Below are 16,199 nucleotides of genomic sequence, written 5' to 3' on the forward strand. Positions count from 1 at the left end.
CCGGTGTGGTAACTGAAAAAAGAATGGCCGGTAAGCCTTCTTTCCGGGGATTTGAATTCCGGAGGAGGCTTTGCCGGCCGTTTCGCAAACAAATTATCCGTTGAAATCTGGAGTTAGTTGGTGGTTGACGCGATGTTGCTGCACAATTGGGATGAACTAGCGGTTTGCTTCTTCCACATCTGTTTGCTCAGTGTAGGAAGTGTTCACTTTGAAAGTGCGCGCGTACTGTTTTCTGTTAATGGCAAGGATGAACTGCACGGTTCTCAATTCTCCTTTCTCGATTTTGAAGCGGCGGAGGCTTGCACCTTCAGCATTTGCTTCGCGATGGATATCCGTACCAGCATCTGTTCTGATGGTAAGGAAAGATTTTGAGGGCGTGGCTGTTTTAACGGTGAAGATCAGGTAATTTCCTTCGGTGCCGTTAAATGTCACTTCAATCATGGGAGCAACGGGATCAGTAGTTGCGGTAGCCTGAGCCATTGGCTGGGCAGCTGCAAATCCATTCGACGCAAATAACAATGAACTGATCAGGAGAAGGTTGTACAACCATTTTGAGGTTTTCATAATCCAGGTTTTTGATAATGTGATTTGTTTTTGATCACGATGCAAAGTTGCGATGCCAGTATTACCCCAATGTGACCAAAGGCTAAAGGATAGGTTAAGAAAAAAAATTTGGTCCATATTCCGGAAACGCTGTGGATTTTGTTGCTCAACGAAAATTATTTTGAAAAAAACGGTGCTTATAAATAATTGTGCCAGCCGTTTTCCGGCATACTCATCGGATTATGGCACAGTAGTTGATTTTTTCCAAACCATAACCGCCCAACCTGCTCAGAAAGAGAGTGAACCGTGTAAAAGATCTGGCAACCATTTTTATTAACCTATAATTTATCATTTATGAAAAGTATCAAGGTAAGCTTGGTAGCTGTTGGAATTGCTACCGTTGGATTATTTGCATTCAAAGGCATCCAAACAGGATCAATCAAAGGAACAGTTGCTCCTGCAGATGCAGCAGTACGTGTATGGGCCTTATCTGGAACAGATACCCTGAAAGCTCCCGTTGATAAAGGAGCATTTGAATTGTCTGGTGCGAAAGCCGGTACTTACAGAGTGATCGTTGAAGCAAAACCTCCTTACAAGAACGCAGCGAAGGATGGTGTAACAGTTGCTGACGGACAGCCTACTGATATCGGCGAAATCAAATTAGAGCAATAAGCGGATCCCTGAAGATTTTCCTCTTTGCAAAAAGGAAAACAGTGCCTGGCGCTGTTTTTCTTTTTTTATGCATGTCAATGATTTGTAGATTGCTGCTTCTTTTTACAAAATTATCATGGCCATGCCGCAAACCCCGATCCTAACACTGGAGAATGTTTCCGTAAAACTGGGCGCACAACCTATACTGCATAACATAAATTTAAGCATTCATAACGGAGAGCAGTACATGCTTACCGGCGATTCGGGCAGTGGCAAAACTGTACTCGCCCGCACCATTGCCGGGCAACATTTTTACAGCGGAACCATCAGCGCTTCTTTCGGAAACCCGGAAACCGCACACAGGTACGTGGTACTGGTGGAGCAACAGCATAAATTCAAAGCACTCAACAATACCAGCAATCTTTATTATCAGCAACGCTACAATTCCTTCGATGCAGAAGACACCATGCGTGCCGCTGACGCAATAGGAGAAGATCTCTCCCACCCTGATGTTGCTGCCCTCATTCAGCTGCTTCAACTGGAGCATGTGCTCGACGAGCCGCTGATTCAACTCAGCAATGGCGAAAACAAACGGCTGCAACTGGCGAAAGCGCTGTTGCAGAAACCAAAATTCCTGATCCTCGATCATCCTTATCTGGGGCTCGATACAACAGGCCGCAGCATCCTCAATACTATTCTTGATCAGTTAAGCAAACAGGGTCTCCCCTTTCTGCTGATCAGTACTCCACACGAAATTCCGGATTGCATCACGCACGTAGCTACTCTTGAAAAAGGCAGTCTCGTTTCGGTTGATCTCAAAAACGAATATACTGCACCGGAGAAAAAACAGGTAGCGAGTTTCTCTCCTGAATTATTGCAGCAACTGATTGTTCCTGTAACAGCGGAATTCACCTACGCCATAAGAATGGTGAATGTACAGGTGAACTACGAAAGCAAAAACATATTGCAGCATATCAACTGGGAAGTGAAACATGGAGAACACTGGAGTGTAGCCGGACCAAACGGTGCAGGCAAATCAACCCTGCTCAGTCTTATCACGGGCGATAATCCCAAAGCCTATGCAAACGAAATCTATCTCTTCGACAAACGAAGAGGCAGCGGTGAAAGCATCTGGGATATCAAGAAGAAGATTGGATATGTATCACCGGAACTGCATCTTCATTTCGATGCAGCTGCCACTACTTTTCAAACGGTAGCCAGTGGACTCTTCGATACCATTGGATTATTCAGGCAACTGGATGCAGCCACAGAAGAACTGGTGATACAATGGCTGAAATTATTTGAGCTGGATAAAAAAGCACATCGCCTGCTGACCATGCTTTCTGCCGGAGAACAAAGGCTCGCACTGCTTGCACGCGCATTGATCAAAAACCCACCACTGTTAATTCTCGACGAACCATGTCAGGGGCTGGATGAGGCCACTATTGCGCGTTTCAGGCAACTGGTAGACGAAGTATGCAGCAGATCGGGCACAACACTGATCTATGTAAGCCACTACCAGAGCGAGTGGCCCGAATGCATCGATAAACATTTGTATTTGCAGAAAGGAGTAGCTACTATTTCTAACAGCTGAGCGCGGCCATCCGTTTCACCGGCTAGACCGCAGCAGTTCTGATTAGATCAAGCTGAGCTGCAAAGCCATTGCTGTTAAGCTGTTTCAGGCTTTCATCGAACATACCCCTGGCATCGTTCTTAACATTCTCGATAGTCAACAAAAACAACTTATATCAGCTTACTGCATTGATCAGCGGAGTTAACTTATTCTGCAAATAGGTTGTCCAGGCAGGTGCACAGCTATCATAACATTCCACTTCGGGGGTGAGTCCTTCGTGCGTAAATACCAGTTTTGTTTTCCCGGCTTTTTCGGAGATATCGAAGATCACTTTAGAGCCAACCCACTCATCGGTCTTCTCGATAAAACTGAGCTTGCTGTCTGTGATCAGCCAGATCACTTTTTTATTCGGAATCACTTCTACCAGTCGTTGCCTGCTGTAATGAACGCCATCTCCGGCAAGGAAGGTGAACTCATCATCGAGCTTTTCTGTACCGCCTTTGATCACTTCGTTGTAATATCCCACCCACCAGTTGCGTACATTCAGAACAGCCTTGAATACTTCTTCCGGGCTGCGGTCGGTTGTTATTGTGTAAGTAAAATCTTTACTGGCCATATACGATGATTTTGTGTATTAAAGCTATCAACATAATATGGCTTCTACATGGTGTGGATTGGACTTTCACACTGGCAGATTTGGACTTCAACTCCTGCTGCCTGCTTTCGCTTTGCTGCCTCTGCTTCGGATGATCTCGTAAGTATAGAGCGGAATGGCCCATCCCATCCAGAACAGCGGCACTGTAACTTCTGTAAAGCTGCCGAGACTTTGAATGTAAGGGATCTTGTAGGCAAAGCCCGATAACAGAAATGCTACTGTAACAATATAACTTCTGATCATCCATTCTTTATGCAGTTTGAATTGCTTTTTAACAGCGGTGTAGAATGCAATGAATGTGGCACTGATCCATACACTGGCCCAAACCTGCAATGTAAAGGCATAACCCCAGCTTACTTCGTAGGATGTGGTACTTGCCAGCACCAGCGCACTCACACTGCTGGTGAGCACTGCCAGCAGATACAGGTATCCTATTGCACGATGCAGTTTCCAGCTGAAATTCCGCAGCTTAGGCCAGAACTGAATGATACCGGAGAGCAGCGATCCGCCCCCTGCCGTTATATGGGCTATCAGAAAATATCTCTTTGGAAAATATCTGCCCAATGCTTCCGGTGTCATGGCCAGATAATGATCAGCAGCGTGCATAAACAGCCAGGTCATGAAAAACACCCCTATCCATATCAATAAAGGGAAAATATCCGTCCAGTTAATCTTAAATTGCCCTTTAATTTTCAATTCTTTTTGCATGATCTGATCCTTTGTGGTGATTTGTTGTTATTGAATCACAAATTTCCGCAGGAGCAGGCAGGCAGACAATAACCGATAAAAGATTCGGTATGGGACAATTGAGGAAATTAAACTAGTTTAACAATTAACCTTCGCATATGTATATCAGAAAAATCGAAGAAGATCAGGATTGTGGCTTATACCTGGCCATGAAAGTATTGGGAGGAAAATGGAAATGCTGCATACTCGATGCGATCAACAAAGGCATCACCCGTCCCAGTGAAATTGCACGAAGTGTACAGGAAGCATCCACCCGCGTGATAGAAATGCAATTGGCGGAGCTGCTGGCCTACGGCGTTGTAGACAAGTATGCGGAGGAAGATGTATTCCCCAAAAAATCGGAATACCGCCTCACCGGTTTGGGAGAATCATTGCTGCCCATTTTGTCGCAGATCGACCAGTGGGGCATGCAGAATGCACAATTGATCAAAGAAAAGAGCACCGAACTGCAAGGGGCTGAATAGTTAGCAAAAGCCGCAAAAAGCCCCTTGAATTGCCGGATACAGCCTCTGTCTGAATGGTATGTTCTTCCCATCTTTGTAGTGTTGATCTTAATCATTAAACAAAACAAATCTTATGGCAACTCATACTGTTTCTCTGCACAGAGTAATCAAGACAAGCCCGGAAAAACTGTTCCGTGCTTTTACTGAACCTGCAGCCATCGCATCATGGCTTCCACCTTATGGTTTCCTCTGCACTGTTCATGAAATGAATGTAAAGCCGGGCGGCGTGCACAAGATGTCGTTTCAGAATTTCTCTACCGGCAACAGCCATTCATTCGGCGGAACTTATGTAGAGATCAAACCGAATGAGTTTCTGAAATACACCGATAAGTTCGATGATCCCAATCTGCCCGGAGAAATGACCACTTCCGTATCGCTTCGCAAAACCATTGCTGGTACCGAAATAAAAATTACGCAGGAAGGAATACCGGAAATGATACCGGTTGAAATGTGTTATTTAGGCTGGCAGGAATCACTTGAAAAAATGACCAGACTGGTAGAACCTGAAATCCCCGATGCATAAAATTATTCCAGCCCAACAGACCTAACAGCAATACACGATAATAAATAGCAAAGCCGCATAAACATTGAGATGTATGCGGCTTTGCCTTTTTTCGGATCTGTTGTTGCAGACAAAAGTTTATTCCACAGGAAAGTCTTCCATCTGCTTCGAAAACTGTCTGGATTGTTTCCCTCCATTGCCCACAGCCCAGAGCGCCATCGCATGCAATACCGGCCTCAGTTCTTTCCCCTGACGCGAAAGCTGGTATGTTACGTAAGGAGGAACCACAGGTTTTGATTTTCTGATGATCAGCCCATCAGTTTCCAATTGCTTCAACTGCTGTATCAAAACTTTCTCTGTGATGGCTGGTATTGATTTCTTCAGCTCGTTGTATCGTTTGGTTCCCGACAATAAATTGAATAGTATGATTGGCTTCCAATATCCGCCAATCCTTTCCATTACAAACGTTACAGGGCATGCGGCAAATGCATTGCTCTTATTCTCCTGAATTACCGATGATTGTTTTACTGCTGTCATATGCTTACTATGGGGTAAGTACTTGTCTAAAAGTAAGTACAAATATAGCTTTGCATCATCATTAAAAACAAAAAAGATGAAAGTAACAGTAACAGGATCATTGGGAAATATCAGCCGCATTCTTATTGAGAAACTCGCAGCGCACGGACATGAAGTAAAAGTGATCACTTCCAACGCCGAAAGAGCCAAAGAAATCAGTGAGCTGAATGCCACTCCGCTGGTTGGTTCAGTAGAAGATTATGCCTTCGTTAAAGAATCCTTTGCAGGAAGCGACGCCGTTTACCTGATGATACCACCCAATTTTGCCTCAACAGATCTGAAGCAGTATATCAGAACGGTGGGCGAACAATACGCCAATGCCATCAAAGAAACAGGTGTGAAGTTCACTGTGAACCTCAGCAGTATCGGAGCACATCTTGAAAATGGACTCGGTCCAACAGGCTCCAATTATTTCGTTGAACAAAAGCTGAACGAACTGCAGGATGTGAACGTACTGCATCTGCGTCCCGGCATGTTCCTCACCAATTTCTACGGAGCCATACCTATGATCAAATACCAGAACATGCTGGGAAACAATTTCAGCGGTACCGTGAACCTGCCCCTCACCCACCCCAAAGACATTGCAGACGCGGCTTTCAAGGCAATCCATGAATTGCTGTTTTCGGGAAAGCAGGTTCAATACATTGTGAGTGACGAAAAAAATGGGTTTGAAGTAACGCAGGCATTAGCGGATGCAGCCGGCAAATCCGGCGTCAACTGGATGGAGTTCTCCGACGAACAACTCACCGGAGCCCTCACCCAGAACGGGTTTTCGGAACAAATGGCCAAAGTGTATATGGTAGAAATCGGACAGGCTTTACGCGATGGAAGTTTTATGGAAGATTACAACCTGAGCAAATCCCGCTATGCCGGCGGCACTACTTTGCAGGATTTCTCCAAAGAGTTCGCAATGGCTTATCAGTACAGTAATTAATACCCCTTGCTATTAGTCTCAAACAAAAAGGGAAAGCCTGTAAAGACTTTCCCTTTTTCAATTCGCTAATTTGAGCTACTGAACAATATTCTTCGCTTTTCCTTCGGCGTCGATCACTTCTATTTTTGCGCTTCCGTCTTTATCTACGTAGATCTTCATCTTAGGTTTTCCTTTGGAATCGTACAGGAAGATGCCTGTATCGTTATTGCTCTTTCTTCCTACGAACAATCTGCGTTTGGAGCCTTCTTTCTCGCGAAGCTCATCCATCTTTTCCTTCTTCTCTTTCGGGTCTTTTATTTTTTCGATCTCCTCAAATTTCGCTACTCGCGAAATTACATCAGTGCCCAGCGGAAATTCATTGATGAATAAGCCCCTTTGAATTTCAGCTTTGCCGTTTTCGTAGGTTTCGTCGTTTAAGATCTGAATCACCTGATCGTCGTGATAATTATCCATGGTAAACGACATACCGGAATTGGTAGCATTCTTTTCGGGGGTTACTTTGGCAATGATCCCTCCGCATTCATCTCCCTGATTATTGAAGAATATGATGCCTGAAGGTCTTTCACGTTTAGGGAGATCGATGCCCTTCATTCTTCCGGGGTGTTGTCTGGTTTCGTTGCTGATAACCATTCGCAGGCTTCCATCTTCACCGATGAGGCTCATTTTCTTTACGGTGATTTCGTCCAGTTTAAGGGTTTTGTCTTTTTCGTTGAAAGAAGAGAGCATGAAGAACAGAAAAAGAGAAGAGCTGATGATTGTATAGTAGAGTAAGAAATTGAACTTACGTTTCAGAGATGCGTCAGCACTTTGCATAATAGTTTTGGTTTAACGTGTTTAACAGAGATTTTCGGGGCAAAGTTACTGGCTATGATTGGTTGACCGCAAAAAAGCGATCATTTCTTTTACAGCATCTGTAATAATCTTTGGCTGATCCTGATCGATGTGGTGGCTGAATGGAATCAAAACTGGTGATATGGGAAGCTGCTGCTTTCAATGCAGGCATCAGGTATTGTTCTTCCAGTACGGTGAGCCAGCAGGATATGCCTGCATCACCTCCAAAGGCAACAGGCCGCATTTGCTGGAAGGCAAACGGGCCGTGCGCATTGTGGACTTCGGGGGATTGAAAAAAATTTCTGATCCTGCTGTTAAAGAAACATTGCTGGAGAAATGCCTTACAGTTTGCAAATCATACGACAATGTTTGGATAACCGAATACGTAGATAATCCGGTAATTGAACTTTTTGAAAGCAGAGGATTTGTGCGGCAGGATGATTCTGCGCTGCTCGATGGGATTTCACTGACATCAGTTAGTTTGATTGCTTAACCAATCATTTCTATTTTACTGCTGCCATTCAGCTGCTTCATCTGTTACTGCCACCGCTTCGATTTCGATCAGCGCATCCGGAGAAAAAAGGCTCGACACCTCCAATATGGTATCTGCAGGATAAGGCGCTTTAAAATATTTTCCCCTCAACTCAACGATCTTTTTGAAGTTGCCCATATCTTTTAGCATGATGGTAACCTTTACAACATTCTTAAGACCCGAGCCACCGGCTTTCAGCACTTTCTCAAGGTTTTCAAATGCTTTGGCTGCCTGCTTGTCGAAGTCCCCGATTCCAATCAACTGGGCACTATCGTCAACAGCTGTTTGTCCGGATATGAACAAGAGATTGCCCACACGATAACCCTGTGCCAAACGAAAAGGCTGGTAAGGATCCGGATTGATTTTTATCTGAGTTATTTTCACTTTGCTGTTTTGCGATGCCGGTTTGGCATTCTTTGATTGCGCAAACGCGTGAATACTGAATAAACTGACAAGTATTACAAAGAGCGCTTTCATGCGATACTTAATTGTTGTGATTTGATAATTTTATTGGTGTGTTGAATAGTGGCTTCGGGCCAGAGCATATCGGGATGGAAGGCACGCGCCTGAGCGCCGTTCAATGTATGCAAAGGCCAGGCAGGATCGGCGAGCGCAGCTTTTCCTATGGCGAGCAGATCAGCATGCGCGTCTTCGATAGCCGTTGAAGCTCTTGTCAACTGATGCATGCCGCCATTGGCGATAACCACTTTGCCCGTGATCTGTTTCGCCAGCGCTGAATAAGAAGTGCCGCTGCTGTAAAAGCTATCCCTCTCCCACTCTCCGCTTTGAACAGCAATATGAATGAAGTCGGGTGCTGCTTTTCTTACTTCTTCCAATACCTCGACAGCCATGGCTTCGCCCTCTTTCCAACGGTATTTGAGATCATTCACTTTTCCTTCCGAGAGGCGTATGCCTACAAGAAAATGCGGAGGTACAAATTCTCTGATAGATTGAATAATTTCAGCAGCGATGCGGAAACGATTGCTGGTACTGCCTCCGTAGAGATCTTCACGTACATTCAATTCTGGTGTAAGAAACTGATCGAGCAGGTAGCCGTTGGCCATATGCAATTCAACTCCATCGAACCCCGCCTGCAATGCAAATCTTGCAGCTTTAACAAAACCGTTCTTAACGATATCGATATCATCCAGGCTCATGGCTTTCGGGAAAGGATAACCGCCCGTACCTCCGTACTGAGCCATCTTCACACCAACAGGCTGCACAGCAGAAGGAGCTTTTGTATCATCGGAATATTGCGACAACGCTCCGGCATGCATCAATTGTGCGATGATCAATGCTCCGTGTGATTTAACCTGGTCCACGACCGGTTTCCAGGCCAATGCATGTAAGGGAGAAGTGAGTCCGGGTTGATTAGGGTAACCTTTACTGGCAGCTTCATCAGTATAATTCCCTTCAGTGATAACCATACTGAAACCGCCTTTTGCAAAGGCTGCATAGTATTCTGCCATCTCGGCGGTAGCTGATCCATCAGCGCCTGCGCTTACCCGCGACATGGGCGCTATTACCAATCTGTTTTTCAGTGAGAGTTCCTGCCTTTGCAATGGCTGGAATATGGGGTGTTTTGTTATGCTCATATTTATTTGTTATGAACACAAAACTATTCCAGAGGCAGCTGGTGTGAGTTTAACTAATTTAAGAAAGAGGATTAAACTAGTTTAATATTTTGAGCGGGCATTTACGAAGCGCGCTAAACCATACTCAGTAATTTCAGAAATGTCTGTTTCTGGTTGTATTACGTGGTTCTATCAATGATTTATTGCAATAGGTAGCTTCTTCAAAATCACTGATACTGATGGATAGAAATGAAATATCATCGAACAACGGCGCCAGGGATTGTATGATACTTCGTGTAAGCGCTGCTTTTTGTTCAGTGGTTCTTCCTTCCATCACACTCGCATAAATGTGAAGAAAACTATCTTTCCCTTCTCCCAGTTTATATTGATCATAACTTCTGATTCGGACTTTAATATCGTTAGGTGCAAATAGTCCGGAGGAGTCTGCGGCAGTGTAAACGGTATTCATAATAAGTTCTGCCGGCTGCATAGCCAAAACATTGCCGGAACATTCTATTACAAAGTGAGGCATATAATTGCGATTAAAAGTTATGGATGAAAGACAAGTGCATTGAGTGATTCAAAAATCAGGTTCAATGTAGAAAAATAACATCAGAGCAGGGTAAGGAATTCAATGGATGGTGCGAAATGCTCAACATAAAGGGCCGAAGTGGTTGGGGCTTTGCGGATTGTCAGGGTGTTGCGGATAAGGCTTTGGAAACAGCGTCCTGTCCTGCTTCTTAAAAACTTCTTAAAAAACTGGGAAGATATTATTCTATTGTTTATTTTTGCACCCTTGTTCGACTCCCTAGCTCAGTTGGTTAGAGCTACTGACTCTTAATCAGTAGGTCCTGGGTTCGAGCCCCAGGGGGGTCACATAAAACAGGTTCGCAAATGCGAGCCTGTTTTTATTTTGTCATATCCCAAAGCTGATCTGAATTAATAGTTGCTATTTCTCTGCCCGGATCAGCAACATCATTGGCCTCCGCAATTCATCTTTCATTCCGGCAACTGTATCCAGCAACTTTTCTTCCGGAGTAGGTTCATTCACTTCTTTGATGATAAAACCCTGCTTCAGCAATGCATTCAGATAGGTGCTTAACGTACGATGATACTTGGCAATTTTTTCTCCAAGGAAAACCACTTCCCTGCGCCCTTCCATGAAATACTGATCAACGGGCCAGTGCTGAATCTCTCCTTTTTCGGAATAGATCCAATCCTGCTTCGGCGAAGCCGTAAAAACAGGATGTTCTACGGAAAACACCAAACAACCTCCCGGCCTTAGCCAGTCGTAAACGCTGTTACAGATAGCATCAAAGGAAGCGAGATAATGAAATGCCAGCGAACTGAGCACTATATCGAAGCTGTTATCGGGCCATGTAACTTCCTCAATCGGTTTTTGGATGTATTCGATTCCTTCAAGCTGATTGATAGCCGCTGCGCGTTCCAGCATTTTCCTGGAAATATCGATCCCCTTTACAATCTTTGCTCCCTGCTCAATGGCATACCTGCAATGCCAGCCAAATCCACAACCCAGGTCGAGAATAGTTTTGCCGGCAAGTTCCGGCAGCATAGTTCTCAGCGTATGCCATTCGCCGGCAGCTTCGAGTCCATACACAGACCGGTTCATCTGACTGTACTGATCAAAGAATTTCGGATCATCGTATTTATTTTCTTTCATGGAGTACAATTTTGTAAGAAAGCAGCAAATGACTGCATCCCGAATTTACGACATCTGCTTTTATGTCCGTCCTGCAACAACTTTAACTGCGCGGGAAATACTTGTACATTTTCCGGTTGTCTGCCCGGCAAGCTCCTTCTAATTTTGATGGCTCAATAACGCTGCAGCAAATCCATCAAACTAAATTACCGAACAATTATGTCTGGCAAACAACATTCCAGGTGGCTGATGCTGCTTGTGATCCTTACTGCACCGTTGCTCTATGTGATCGATATTTTCATTATCAATATTGCGATCCCTACCATTAAATCCACGCTCGGAGGCACACAGGCCGAAATGCAACTCGTAATCGCAGGATATCTTCTTGGCAGCGCCTGTTTTCTCATCATCGGAGCAAGAGCTGGAGATTTTCTCGGCAGAAAAAAAGTGTTCTTCATGGGGATGCTCGCTTTCACCATCACTTCCTGCATTTGCGGCTTCGCACAAACTATGCTGCAATTGAATATCGCGAGGTTTCTGCAGGGAGTGAGTTCCGCTTTCATGGTTACACAATCCATTGCACTGATTCAGGAATTGTTTCCGGAGTCGAAGCTTCGCGCAAAAGCAATCGGATGGTATGGCATTACATTGAGCATTGCAGCCATTATCGGACAGATATTGGGTGGATATCTTGCAGAAACCAACACTGCCATTCCAGGGTGGAGACTTATATTCTTCATCAATGTGCCGGCAGGCATTCTCTCCCTCTGGGCTATTCGCACACTGCTGCCAGAAACAAAAACGATCCGCGATATTCAGTTCGACTACTCAGGAGCAGTATTGCTGATGGCTGGTCTCGGCAGCTTTATCTACGCCATCACCGAAGGACGGGAATATGGTTGGCCAATCTGGAGTATCGTGCTTTTGGCAGCAGGCGGAATAATAATTGTGTACTTCTTCTTCAATCAAAAAAGAAAAACAGCAAAGAACAAACAGCCGCTGATGAATACTGCCCTTTTCAGGAGGAAGGAATTTCTGCTGGGGTTGCTGGCCGTGCTTTTTCATTTCATGTTTCATACTGCTTACCTGTTGATGATGGCAGTTTATCTGCAAAGCGGTGCAGGCATTTCTGCACTCGAATGCGGACTTTATTTCATCCCCCATGCATTGTTGTTCATGGTCTCTTCTGCCATTGCATCCAAACTGCTTCCATTGTTTGGGAAGAAAGTATTGCTTGCCGGATTGCTGATCATCTTCATCAGTTTTATACTTCAGATGCAATTGTTTTCCGGAGAAAGTCAGCCTTTGCTGAACATGCTGCTCATCGGGGTATATGGACTGGGAAATGGATTGGTACTTCCATTTTTACTGAACATAGTGCTGGACAGCATTCCCGGCCGCTATGCGGGAATATCGGCTGGCATTTTTTCCACCTTTCAGCAGATAGCGTCTGCGCTTGGCATCAGTATTATCGGAGGAGTATTTTACGATGCAATCGGAGAATACACGAAACAGGAGTACAAACACGCGCTGGATAAGGGTTTGGGAGTAAGTCTCATCTGCCTGTTGATTGTTGTTTTGATGCTTCGGTTGCTTCCGGCAAGTACCGAACAGAATAGATCAACAGAAGTTATTTCGTTTGAATGAGGATGCCGGCACTAGTCAACCGGCGGCAATTGTCTGCCAACAAAACGAACTTTACCAAGCAGGAAGTCGATAGCTCTGGGGATATTCTTATCGAGGCTTTCTTGGGTCTTCAGTTTTGTGAGGTAACGAACGATCTCCTGTTGAGTGGATTTGTTCAGCGAATCAAAAACCTCACTGGCTTTTTTATTAGCCTTGAGCGCTTTGGTGAATTCCGGACAATCGTGAGTGGGCTTGGCCTCGGGATCGAACTGAATAGTGATCTCTATCACTTCGCCTATACGCTCAGGTGATTTTTTGAGCATGGTGGTATTGATGTACAGTCGCCATAGGTTGCGATACAGTACCAGCCCCTGTTTGTAAGGATTTCCGTTAACGGTGCCCATTATCCTGATAGGACTTGTTTCTTTCCCTGACTGTCTGAAAATTTGCTGCAGCACCTTCTCCGGCACCTTTACATAGGGGTTGATGCCAATGATTTCGATCTTGCCCTTGAAGCTTATTTCCTTACTTGTATTCATTGCTGGGGGATGGATAATGCGAAAATAAAGCATCAAATCTCTGATACGAAATGAAAAAAATATAGAAAGAGAAAAAATATTTGCAATAAGTTTTGCATCGTTTTGTCAGGAACCTTACATTTGCACCCTGATTAATTCAAACGAAGCAATCAGCGGTCAGATTCCGTAGCTCAGTTGGTAGAGCAATACACTTTTAATGTATGGGTCCTGGGTTCGAGTCCCAGCGGGATCACAGAAAAATTCAAAAACCTGCGCTAGTCGCAGGTTTTGCTTTTTTAGTCGAGTTTTTAGTCGGGTTCAGAAGTAACTCTATTGATTGATGTTATGGAAAAGACAAAACCTGCATCAGTCGAAGGTTTTGTCTTTTTTTGTCGGGATTTAGCTGAACTCATATCATAAACCTCATGAGAACTATCCCGAAAATATCCTGCCTTATTTTACAATCTCACTCACAAAAAGAGAAGGAATTACATTGGTGTAGTTTACAAAATCTGCACGGATCTCATCTAAATGAGGAGCAAGAGCCACCCGATACTCATCTAAGTTTTTAATATAAAATATGCCGATAGCCATAAAAGGCAATGGCTGATCGGGAGCACCACCTGAAAGCCCTTTTTCAATTGTATACTTAACCAGATTCGATCCTAAAAGACCTGCCACCCAGGGCATGTGTTTAGCTTCATAATACTCCATATTGAAGGTTTTACCTTCAGAATAAGGATACATAACGGTTACTTTAAATAAGCCTTTTTCAGTCATAGTAATTTCTTTTTTTATAGATTTCCCGGATCGCTTTTCCTGACTATGTGCTGCAAAAAAAGTGGTCAGGAGCAAAAACGATAATACCAGTTTAAACTTCATGATTCATTTGTTTTTAAGTTATCAGGTCTATTTTCAGGAAGGCTGCTTATTTCATTTCACTAACTCATCTACGCTTCCGCAATTTAGCGATTAATAAGAAAATTCTTCTGCTATAGTACATTCAATCCACATGAAAAGAATGATTGAACAATTAGAATTTTTCATCATGACTAACAAATGTAATTACAATAGCAAAGCATAAATTCAACAACTGTTTTCCAAAACAAAATTTGAGAACGCCACAATCACGACAACAAACAAAACCCGCTACGGTAGCGGGTTACGTTTGTTATCGTGATCAAACTATTTAATCATCATTATTAATAGGATTGCTTCTGCCCTTCCCATCCCGTGCTGCGCAGAAACTGTTCCCAGTTCAGACTTTCAGGATTTATCCTTCTGCTCCAGGTGAGGTCGCGATCTTGCTGGTAATATCCATACTCCACAGCATACTCCACCATACCTGTAAGCTCCTGCACCAATGTTTCGTTTGCTCCAAATGCAGGGAAGTGACTAAGCAATTCCTCGCGTGAATACGCAGAGCTGTACACTGCTTTCTTTCCTGTTACTTTTACAAAAGTTTCTACCATTTCCTGTGGAGAGATGATATCGCCAATTACAGGAAGTGATTGTCCCGCATACTGATCAGGATTAGAAAATATTTCCAGTACCGCCGGTCCGGTTGCAGTTAACGGATCTACAAAAGGAGCACGAAAATCTTTAGGCAAATAGATAGGGAACACAAGTGTATCGCCATCTGCAATGGGCGTGTAAAACTCCATCAGGTTTGTGTAAAAGAAAGCCATGATGATAAACGAACTTTTGATTGGAAGGGTTCGGATATATGCCTCCACATTACCCTTATCTGTAAAATGCGGAGCGAACTTTTTGCCGCCTGTAAGTTTATCTACATTTTCCAGACTGCTGAATACAACATGCGGCACCTGAGCTTCTACCGCAGCATCTGCCAATTCTTTACCCAACGCATACTCGTGTGTAGCTGGTGGAGCGATGTTAGGCGTCATCAGAAAAACGCCATCGGAACCACGGAATGCTTTCACAAATGCTTCTTTGTGCCCCAAGTCGAGTGGTATACTTACCAGCTCAGCGCCCTGTTGAGACAACAATACTGCTTCGGGAGAATCTATGCGGCGTGTAATTCCACGCACCCGAAACTTCCCCGATTGCAATAATGTGCGGGCGGCGCTAAGTCCCTGTTTTCCTAATACACCCACGATTGTAATAAGTGGTCTTTCCTCCTGAATTGCTTCGCTGTTTATCGTTGATTTGTTAATCATTGTTAAAGAGTTATTGTACTATAATGATTATAGTTGCAAAACTATTTTTAGTGAGCTACATTTACAATAACTATCAAAACCGATAGGTCGAAAAAAGTTACGGTATGAAGACAGAATGCATCGGTGATCGCATAAAAATGAACGGCAAATATTATCCCTGCACAGTAAGTTTAACAATGGATCTGGTAGGAGGAAAATGGAAAGCGGTTATTTTATATCACCTGAAAGAAGAGGCCAAAAGATACAATGAACTTCGCAAAGAAATGCCTACCGTTACTGAAATGACGTTGAGTCTGCAATTGAAGCAACTGGAAAAAGATGGCCTCGTTTCGAGAAAAGTACATGGCAAGAAACCTCCGATAAAAGTTATCTATAGCCTTACTGATTTCGGCAAAACATTCGTTCCTGTTCTGGAAGCGATGACAGCATGGGGCAATCAGGCTGTGGAAGAAAAAGGCGAGTTTCTTACACTTCAGGAAAGTTAACAGTGCTCTAACTGAAATACGCTCCCTTCACTGCAATCTATCACAAGTAAAAATCAAAGAGCTGTACAACCCGCTACGACAGCGAACTGTACAGCTCTTCTATATTTAT

General features: G+C 44.0%; 20 protein-coding genes and 2 tRNA genes. 10 read left to right on the forward strand and 12 right to left on the reverse strand.

Annotated features, from left to right (window positions below):
- Positions 1-156 precede the first annotated feature (156 nt).
- Entirely contained in the window at positions 157-564 is a 408-nt protein-coding gene (locus HHL16_RS14025) for a hypothetical protein (RefSeq protein ID WP_169425821.1), read from the reverse strand.
- A 333-nt stretch (positions 565-897) separates the two neighbouring features.
- Here HHL16_RS14025 and HHL16_RS14030 point away from each other — a divergent pair, with 333 nt between their 5' ends.
- Positions 898-1,215 carry a carboxypeptidase-like regulatory domain-containing protein gene (locus HHL16_RS14030; protein WP_169425822.1) on the forward strand — a complete coding sequence of 106 codons (318 nt, stop codon included), beginning with the start codon at positions 898-900 and terminating at the stop codon, positions 1,213-1,215.
- Between the two features lie 121 nt (positions 1,216-1,336).
- Entirely contained in the window at positions 1,337-2,788 is a 1,452-nt protein-coding gene (locus tag HHL16_RS14035; RefSeq protein ID WP_169425823.1) for an ATP-binding cassette domain-containing protein, read from the forward strand.
- A 154-nt stretch (positions 2,789-2,942) separates the two neighbouring features.
- Here HHL16_RS14035 and HHL16_RS14040 read toward each other — a convergent pair whose 3' ends face one another.
- A complete protein-coding gene (locus tag HHL16_RS14040; RefSeq protein ID WP_169425824.1) occupies positions 2,943-3,383 on the reverse strand; it encodes an SRPBCC domain-containing protein in 441 nt (146 codons plus the stop codon).
- An 87-nt stretch (positions 3,384-3,470) separates the two neighbouring features.
- A complete protein-coding gene (locus HHL16_RS14045) occupies positions 3,471-4,028 on the reverse strand; it encodes a DUF2306 domain-containing protein (RefSeq protein WP_240966149.1) in 558 nt (185 codons plus the stop codon).
- Positions 4,029-4,267: 239 nt separating this feature from the next.
- On the opposite strand from HHL16_RS14045, the gene HHL16_RS14050 reads away from it, so the two are divergent.
- Together HHL16_RS14050 and HHL16_RS14055 are read left to right on the forward strand one after the other, a co-directional pair.
- Complete coding sequence (locus HHL16_RS14050) at positions 4,268-4,633, forward strand: helix-turn-helix domain-containing protein (protein ID WP_169425826.1); 366 nt, start codon at positions 4,268-4,270, stop codon at positions 4,631-4,633.
- A 112-nt stretch (positions 4,634-4,745) separates the two neighbouring features.
- Positions 4,746-5,195: an SRPBCC family protein gene (locus HHL16_RS14055; protein WP_169425827.1), complete on the forward strand. Its 450-nt coding sequence runs from the start codon at positions 4,746-4,748 to the stop codon at positions 5,193-5,195.
- Between the two features lie 117 nt (positions 5,196-5,312).
- Here the strand turns inward: HHL16_RS14055 and HHL16_RS14060 are convergent, their stop codons facing one another.
- The gene (locus tag HHL16_RS14060) at positions 5,313-5,711 is read right to left on the reverse strand and encodes a helix-turn-helix domain-containing protein (RefSeq protein WP_169425828.1); all 399 of its coding nucleotides are present in this window, start codon (positions 5,709-5,711) and stop codon (positions 5,313-5,315) included.
- Between the two features lie 76 nt (positions 5,712-5,787).
- Here HHL16_RS14060 and HHL16_RS14065 point away from each other — a divergent pair, with 76 nt between their 5' ends.
- Entirely contained in the window at positions 5,788-6,684 is an 897-nt protein-coding gene (locus HHL16_RS14065; protein ID WP_169425829.1) for an NAD(P)H-binding protein, read from the forward strand.
- 75 nt (positions 6,685-6,759) lie between these two features.
- On the opposite strand, the gene HHL16_RS14070 is transcribed toward HHL16_RS14065, so the two are convergent.
- Complete coding sequence (locus HHL16_RS14070) at positions 6,760-7,497, reverse strand: hypothetical protein (protein ID WP_169425830.1); 738 nt, start codon at positions 7,495-7,497, stop codon at positions 6,760-6,762.
- Positions 7,498-7,657: 160 nt separating this feature from the next.
- Here HHL16_RS14070 and HHL16_RS14075 point away from each other — a divergent pair, with 160 nt between their 5' ends.
- Positions 7,658-8,008 (forward strand): hypothetical protein, encoded by a 351-nt coding sequence (locus HHL16_RS14075; RefSeq protein ID WP_169425831.1) that lies wholly within the window; start codon positions 7,658-7,660, stop codon positions 8,006-8,008.
- 15 nt (positions 8,009-8,023) lie between these two features.
- Here HHL16_RS14075 and HHL16_RS14080 read toward each other — a convergent pair whose 3' ends face one another.
- From HHL16_RS14080 to HHL16_RS14090, 3 genes are all read right to left on the reverse strand, one after another.
- Complete coding sequence (locus HHL16_RS14080; RefSeq protein WP_169425832.1) at positions 8,024-8,524, reverse strand: RidA family protein; 501 nt, start codon at positions 8,522-8,524, stop codon at positions 8,024-8,026.
- Positions 8,521-9,642, reverse strand: coding sequence for an NADH:flavin oxidoreductase (locus HHL16_RS14085; protein ID WP_169425833.1), 1,122 nt, complete (start codon positions 9,640-9,642; stop codon positions 8,521-8,523). The genes HHL16_RS14080 and HHL16_RS14085 overlap by 4 nt, the downstream gene beginning before the upstream one ends.
- A 133-nt stretch (positions 9,643-9,775) precedes the next feature.
- Positions 9,776-10,153 carry a 5-carboxymethyl-2-hydroxymuconate Delta-isomerase gene (locus HHL16_RS14090; RefSeq protein WP_169425834.1) on the reverse strand — a complete coding sequence of 126 codons (378 nt, stop codon included), beginning with the start codon at positions 10,151-10,153 and terminating at the stop codon, positions 9,776-9,778.
- 270 nt (positions 10,154-10,423) lie between these two features.
- Between HHL16_RS14090 and HHL16_RS14095 the strand changes: the two genes are divergently transcribed.
- Positions 10,424-10,497, forward strand: a tRNA-Lys gene (locus HHL16_RS14095).
- A 73-nt stretch (positions 10,498-10,570) separates the two neighbouring features.
- Here the strand turns inward: HHL16_RS14095 and HHL16_RS14100 are convergent.
- Entirely contained in the window at positions 10,571-11,302 is a 732-nt protein-coding gene (locus tag HHL16_RS14100; RefSeq protein ID WP_169425835.1) for a class I SAM-dependent methyltransferase, read from the reverse strand.
- A 198-nt stretch (positions 11,303-11,500) separates the two neighbouring features.
- Between HHL16_RS14100 and HHL16_RS14105 the strand changes: the two genes are divergently transcribed.
- Positions 11,501-12,928: an MFS transporter gene (locus tag HHL16_RS14105; protein ID WP_169425836.1), complete on the forward strand. Its 1,428-nt coding sequence runs from the start codon at positions 11,501-11,503 to the stop codon at positions 12,926-12,928.
- Positions 12,929-12,939: 11 nt separating this feature from the next.
- On the opposite strand, the gene HHL16_RS14110 is transcribed toward HHL16_RS14105, so the two are convergent.
- Positions 12,940-13,446 carry a YdeI/OmpD-associated family protein gene (locus HHL16_RS14110; RefSeq protein WP_169425837.1) on the reverse strand — a complete coding sequence of 169 codons (507 nt, stop codon included), beginning with the start codon at positions 13,444-13,446 and terminating at the stop codon, positions 12,940-12,942.
- Between the two features lie 159 nt (positions 13,447-13,605).
- Between HHL16_RS14110 and HHL16_RS14115 the strand changes: the two genes are divergently transcribed.
- Positions 13,606-13,678, forward strand: a tRNA-Lys gene (locus HHL16_RS14115).
- Between the two features lie 200 nt (positions 13,679-13,878).
- Here the strand turns inward: HHL16_RS14115 and HHL16_RS14120 are convergent.
- Positions 13,879-14,307, reverse strand: coding sequence for an EthD family reductase (locus HHL16_RS14120; protein WP_169425838.1), 429 nt, complete (start codon positions 14,305-14,307; stop codon positions 13,879-13,881).
- A gap of 320 nt (positions 14,308-14,627) precedes the next feature.
- The gene (locus HHL16_RS14125) at positions 14,628-15,605 is read right to left on the reverse strand and encodes an NmrA/HSCARG family protein (RefSeq protein WP_169425839.1); all 978 of its coding nucleotides are present in this window, start codon (positions 15,603-15,605) and stop codon (positions 14,628-14,630) included.
- A 104-nt stretch (positions 15,606-15,709) separates the two neighbouring features.
- Here HHL16_RS14125 and HHL16_RS14130 point away from each other — a divergent pair, with 104 nt between their 5' ends.
- Positions 15,710-16,090, forward strand: coding sequence for a helix-turn-helix domain-containing protein (locus HHL16_RS14130; protein ID WP_169425840.1), 381 nt, complete (start codon positions 15,710-15,712; stop codon positions 16,088-16,090).
- Positions 16,091-16,199 lie beyond the last annotated feature (109 nt).

Source organism: Pseudoflavitalea sp. G-6-1-2 (genome assembly GCF_012927185.1).
Taxonomy (GTDB): domain Bacteria; phylum Bacteroidota; class Bacteroidia; order Chitinophagales; family Chitinophagaceae; genus Pseudobacter.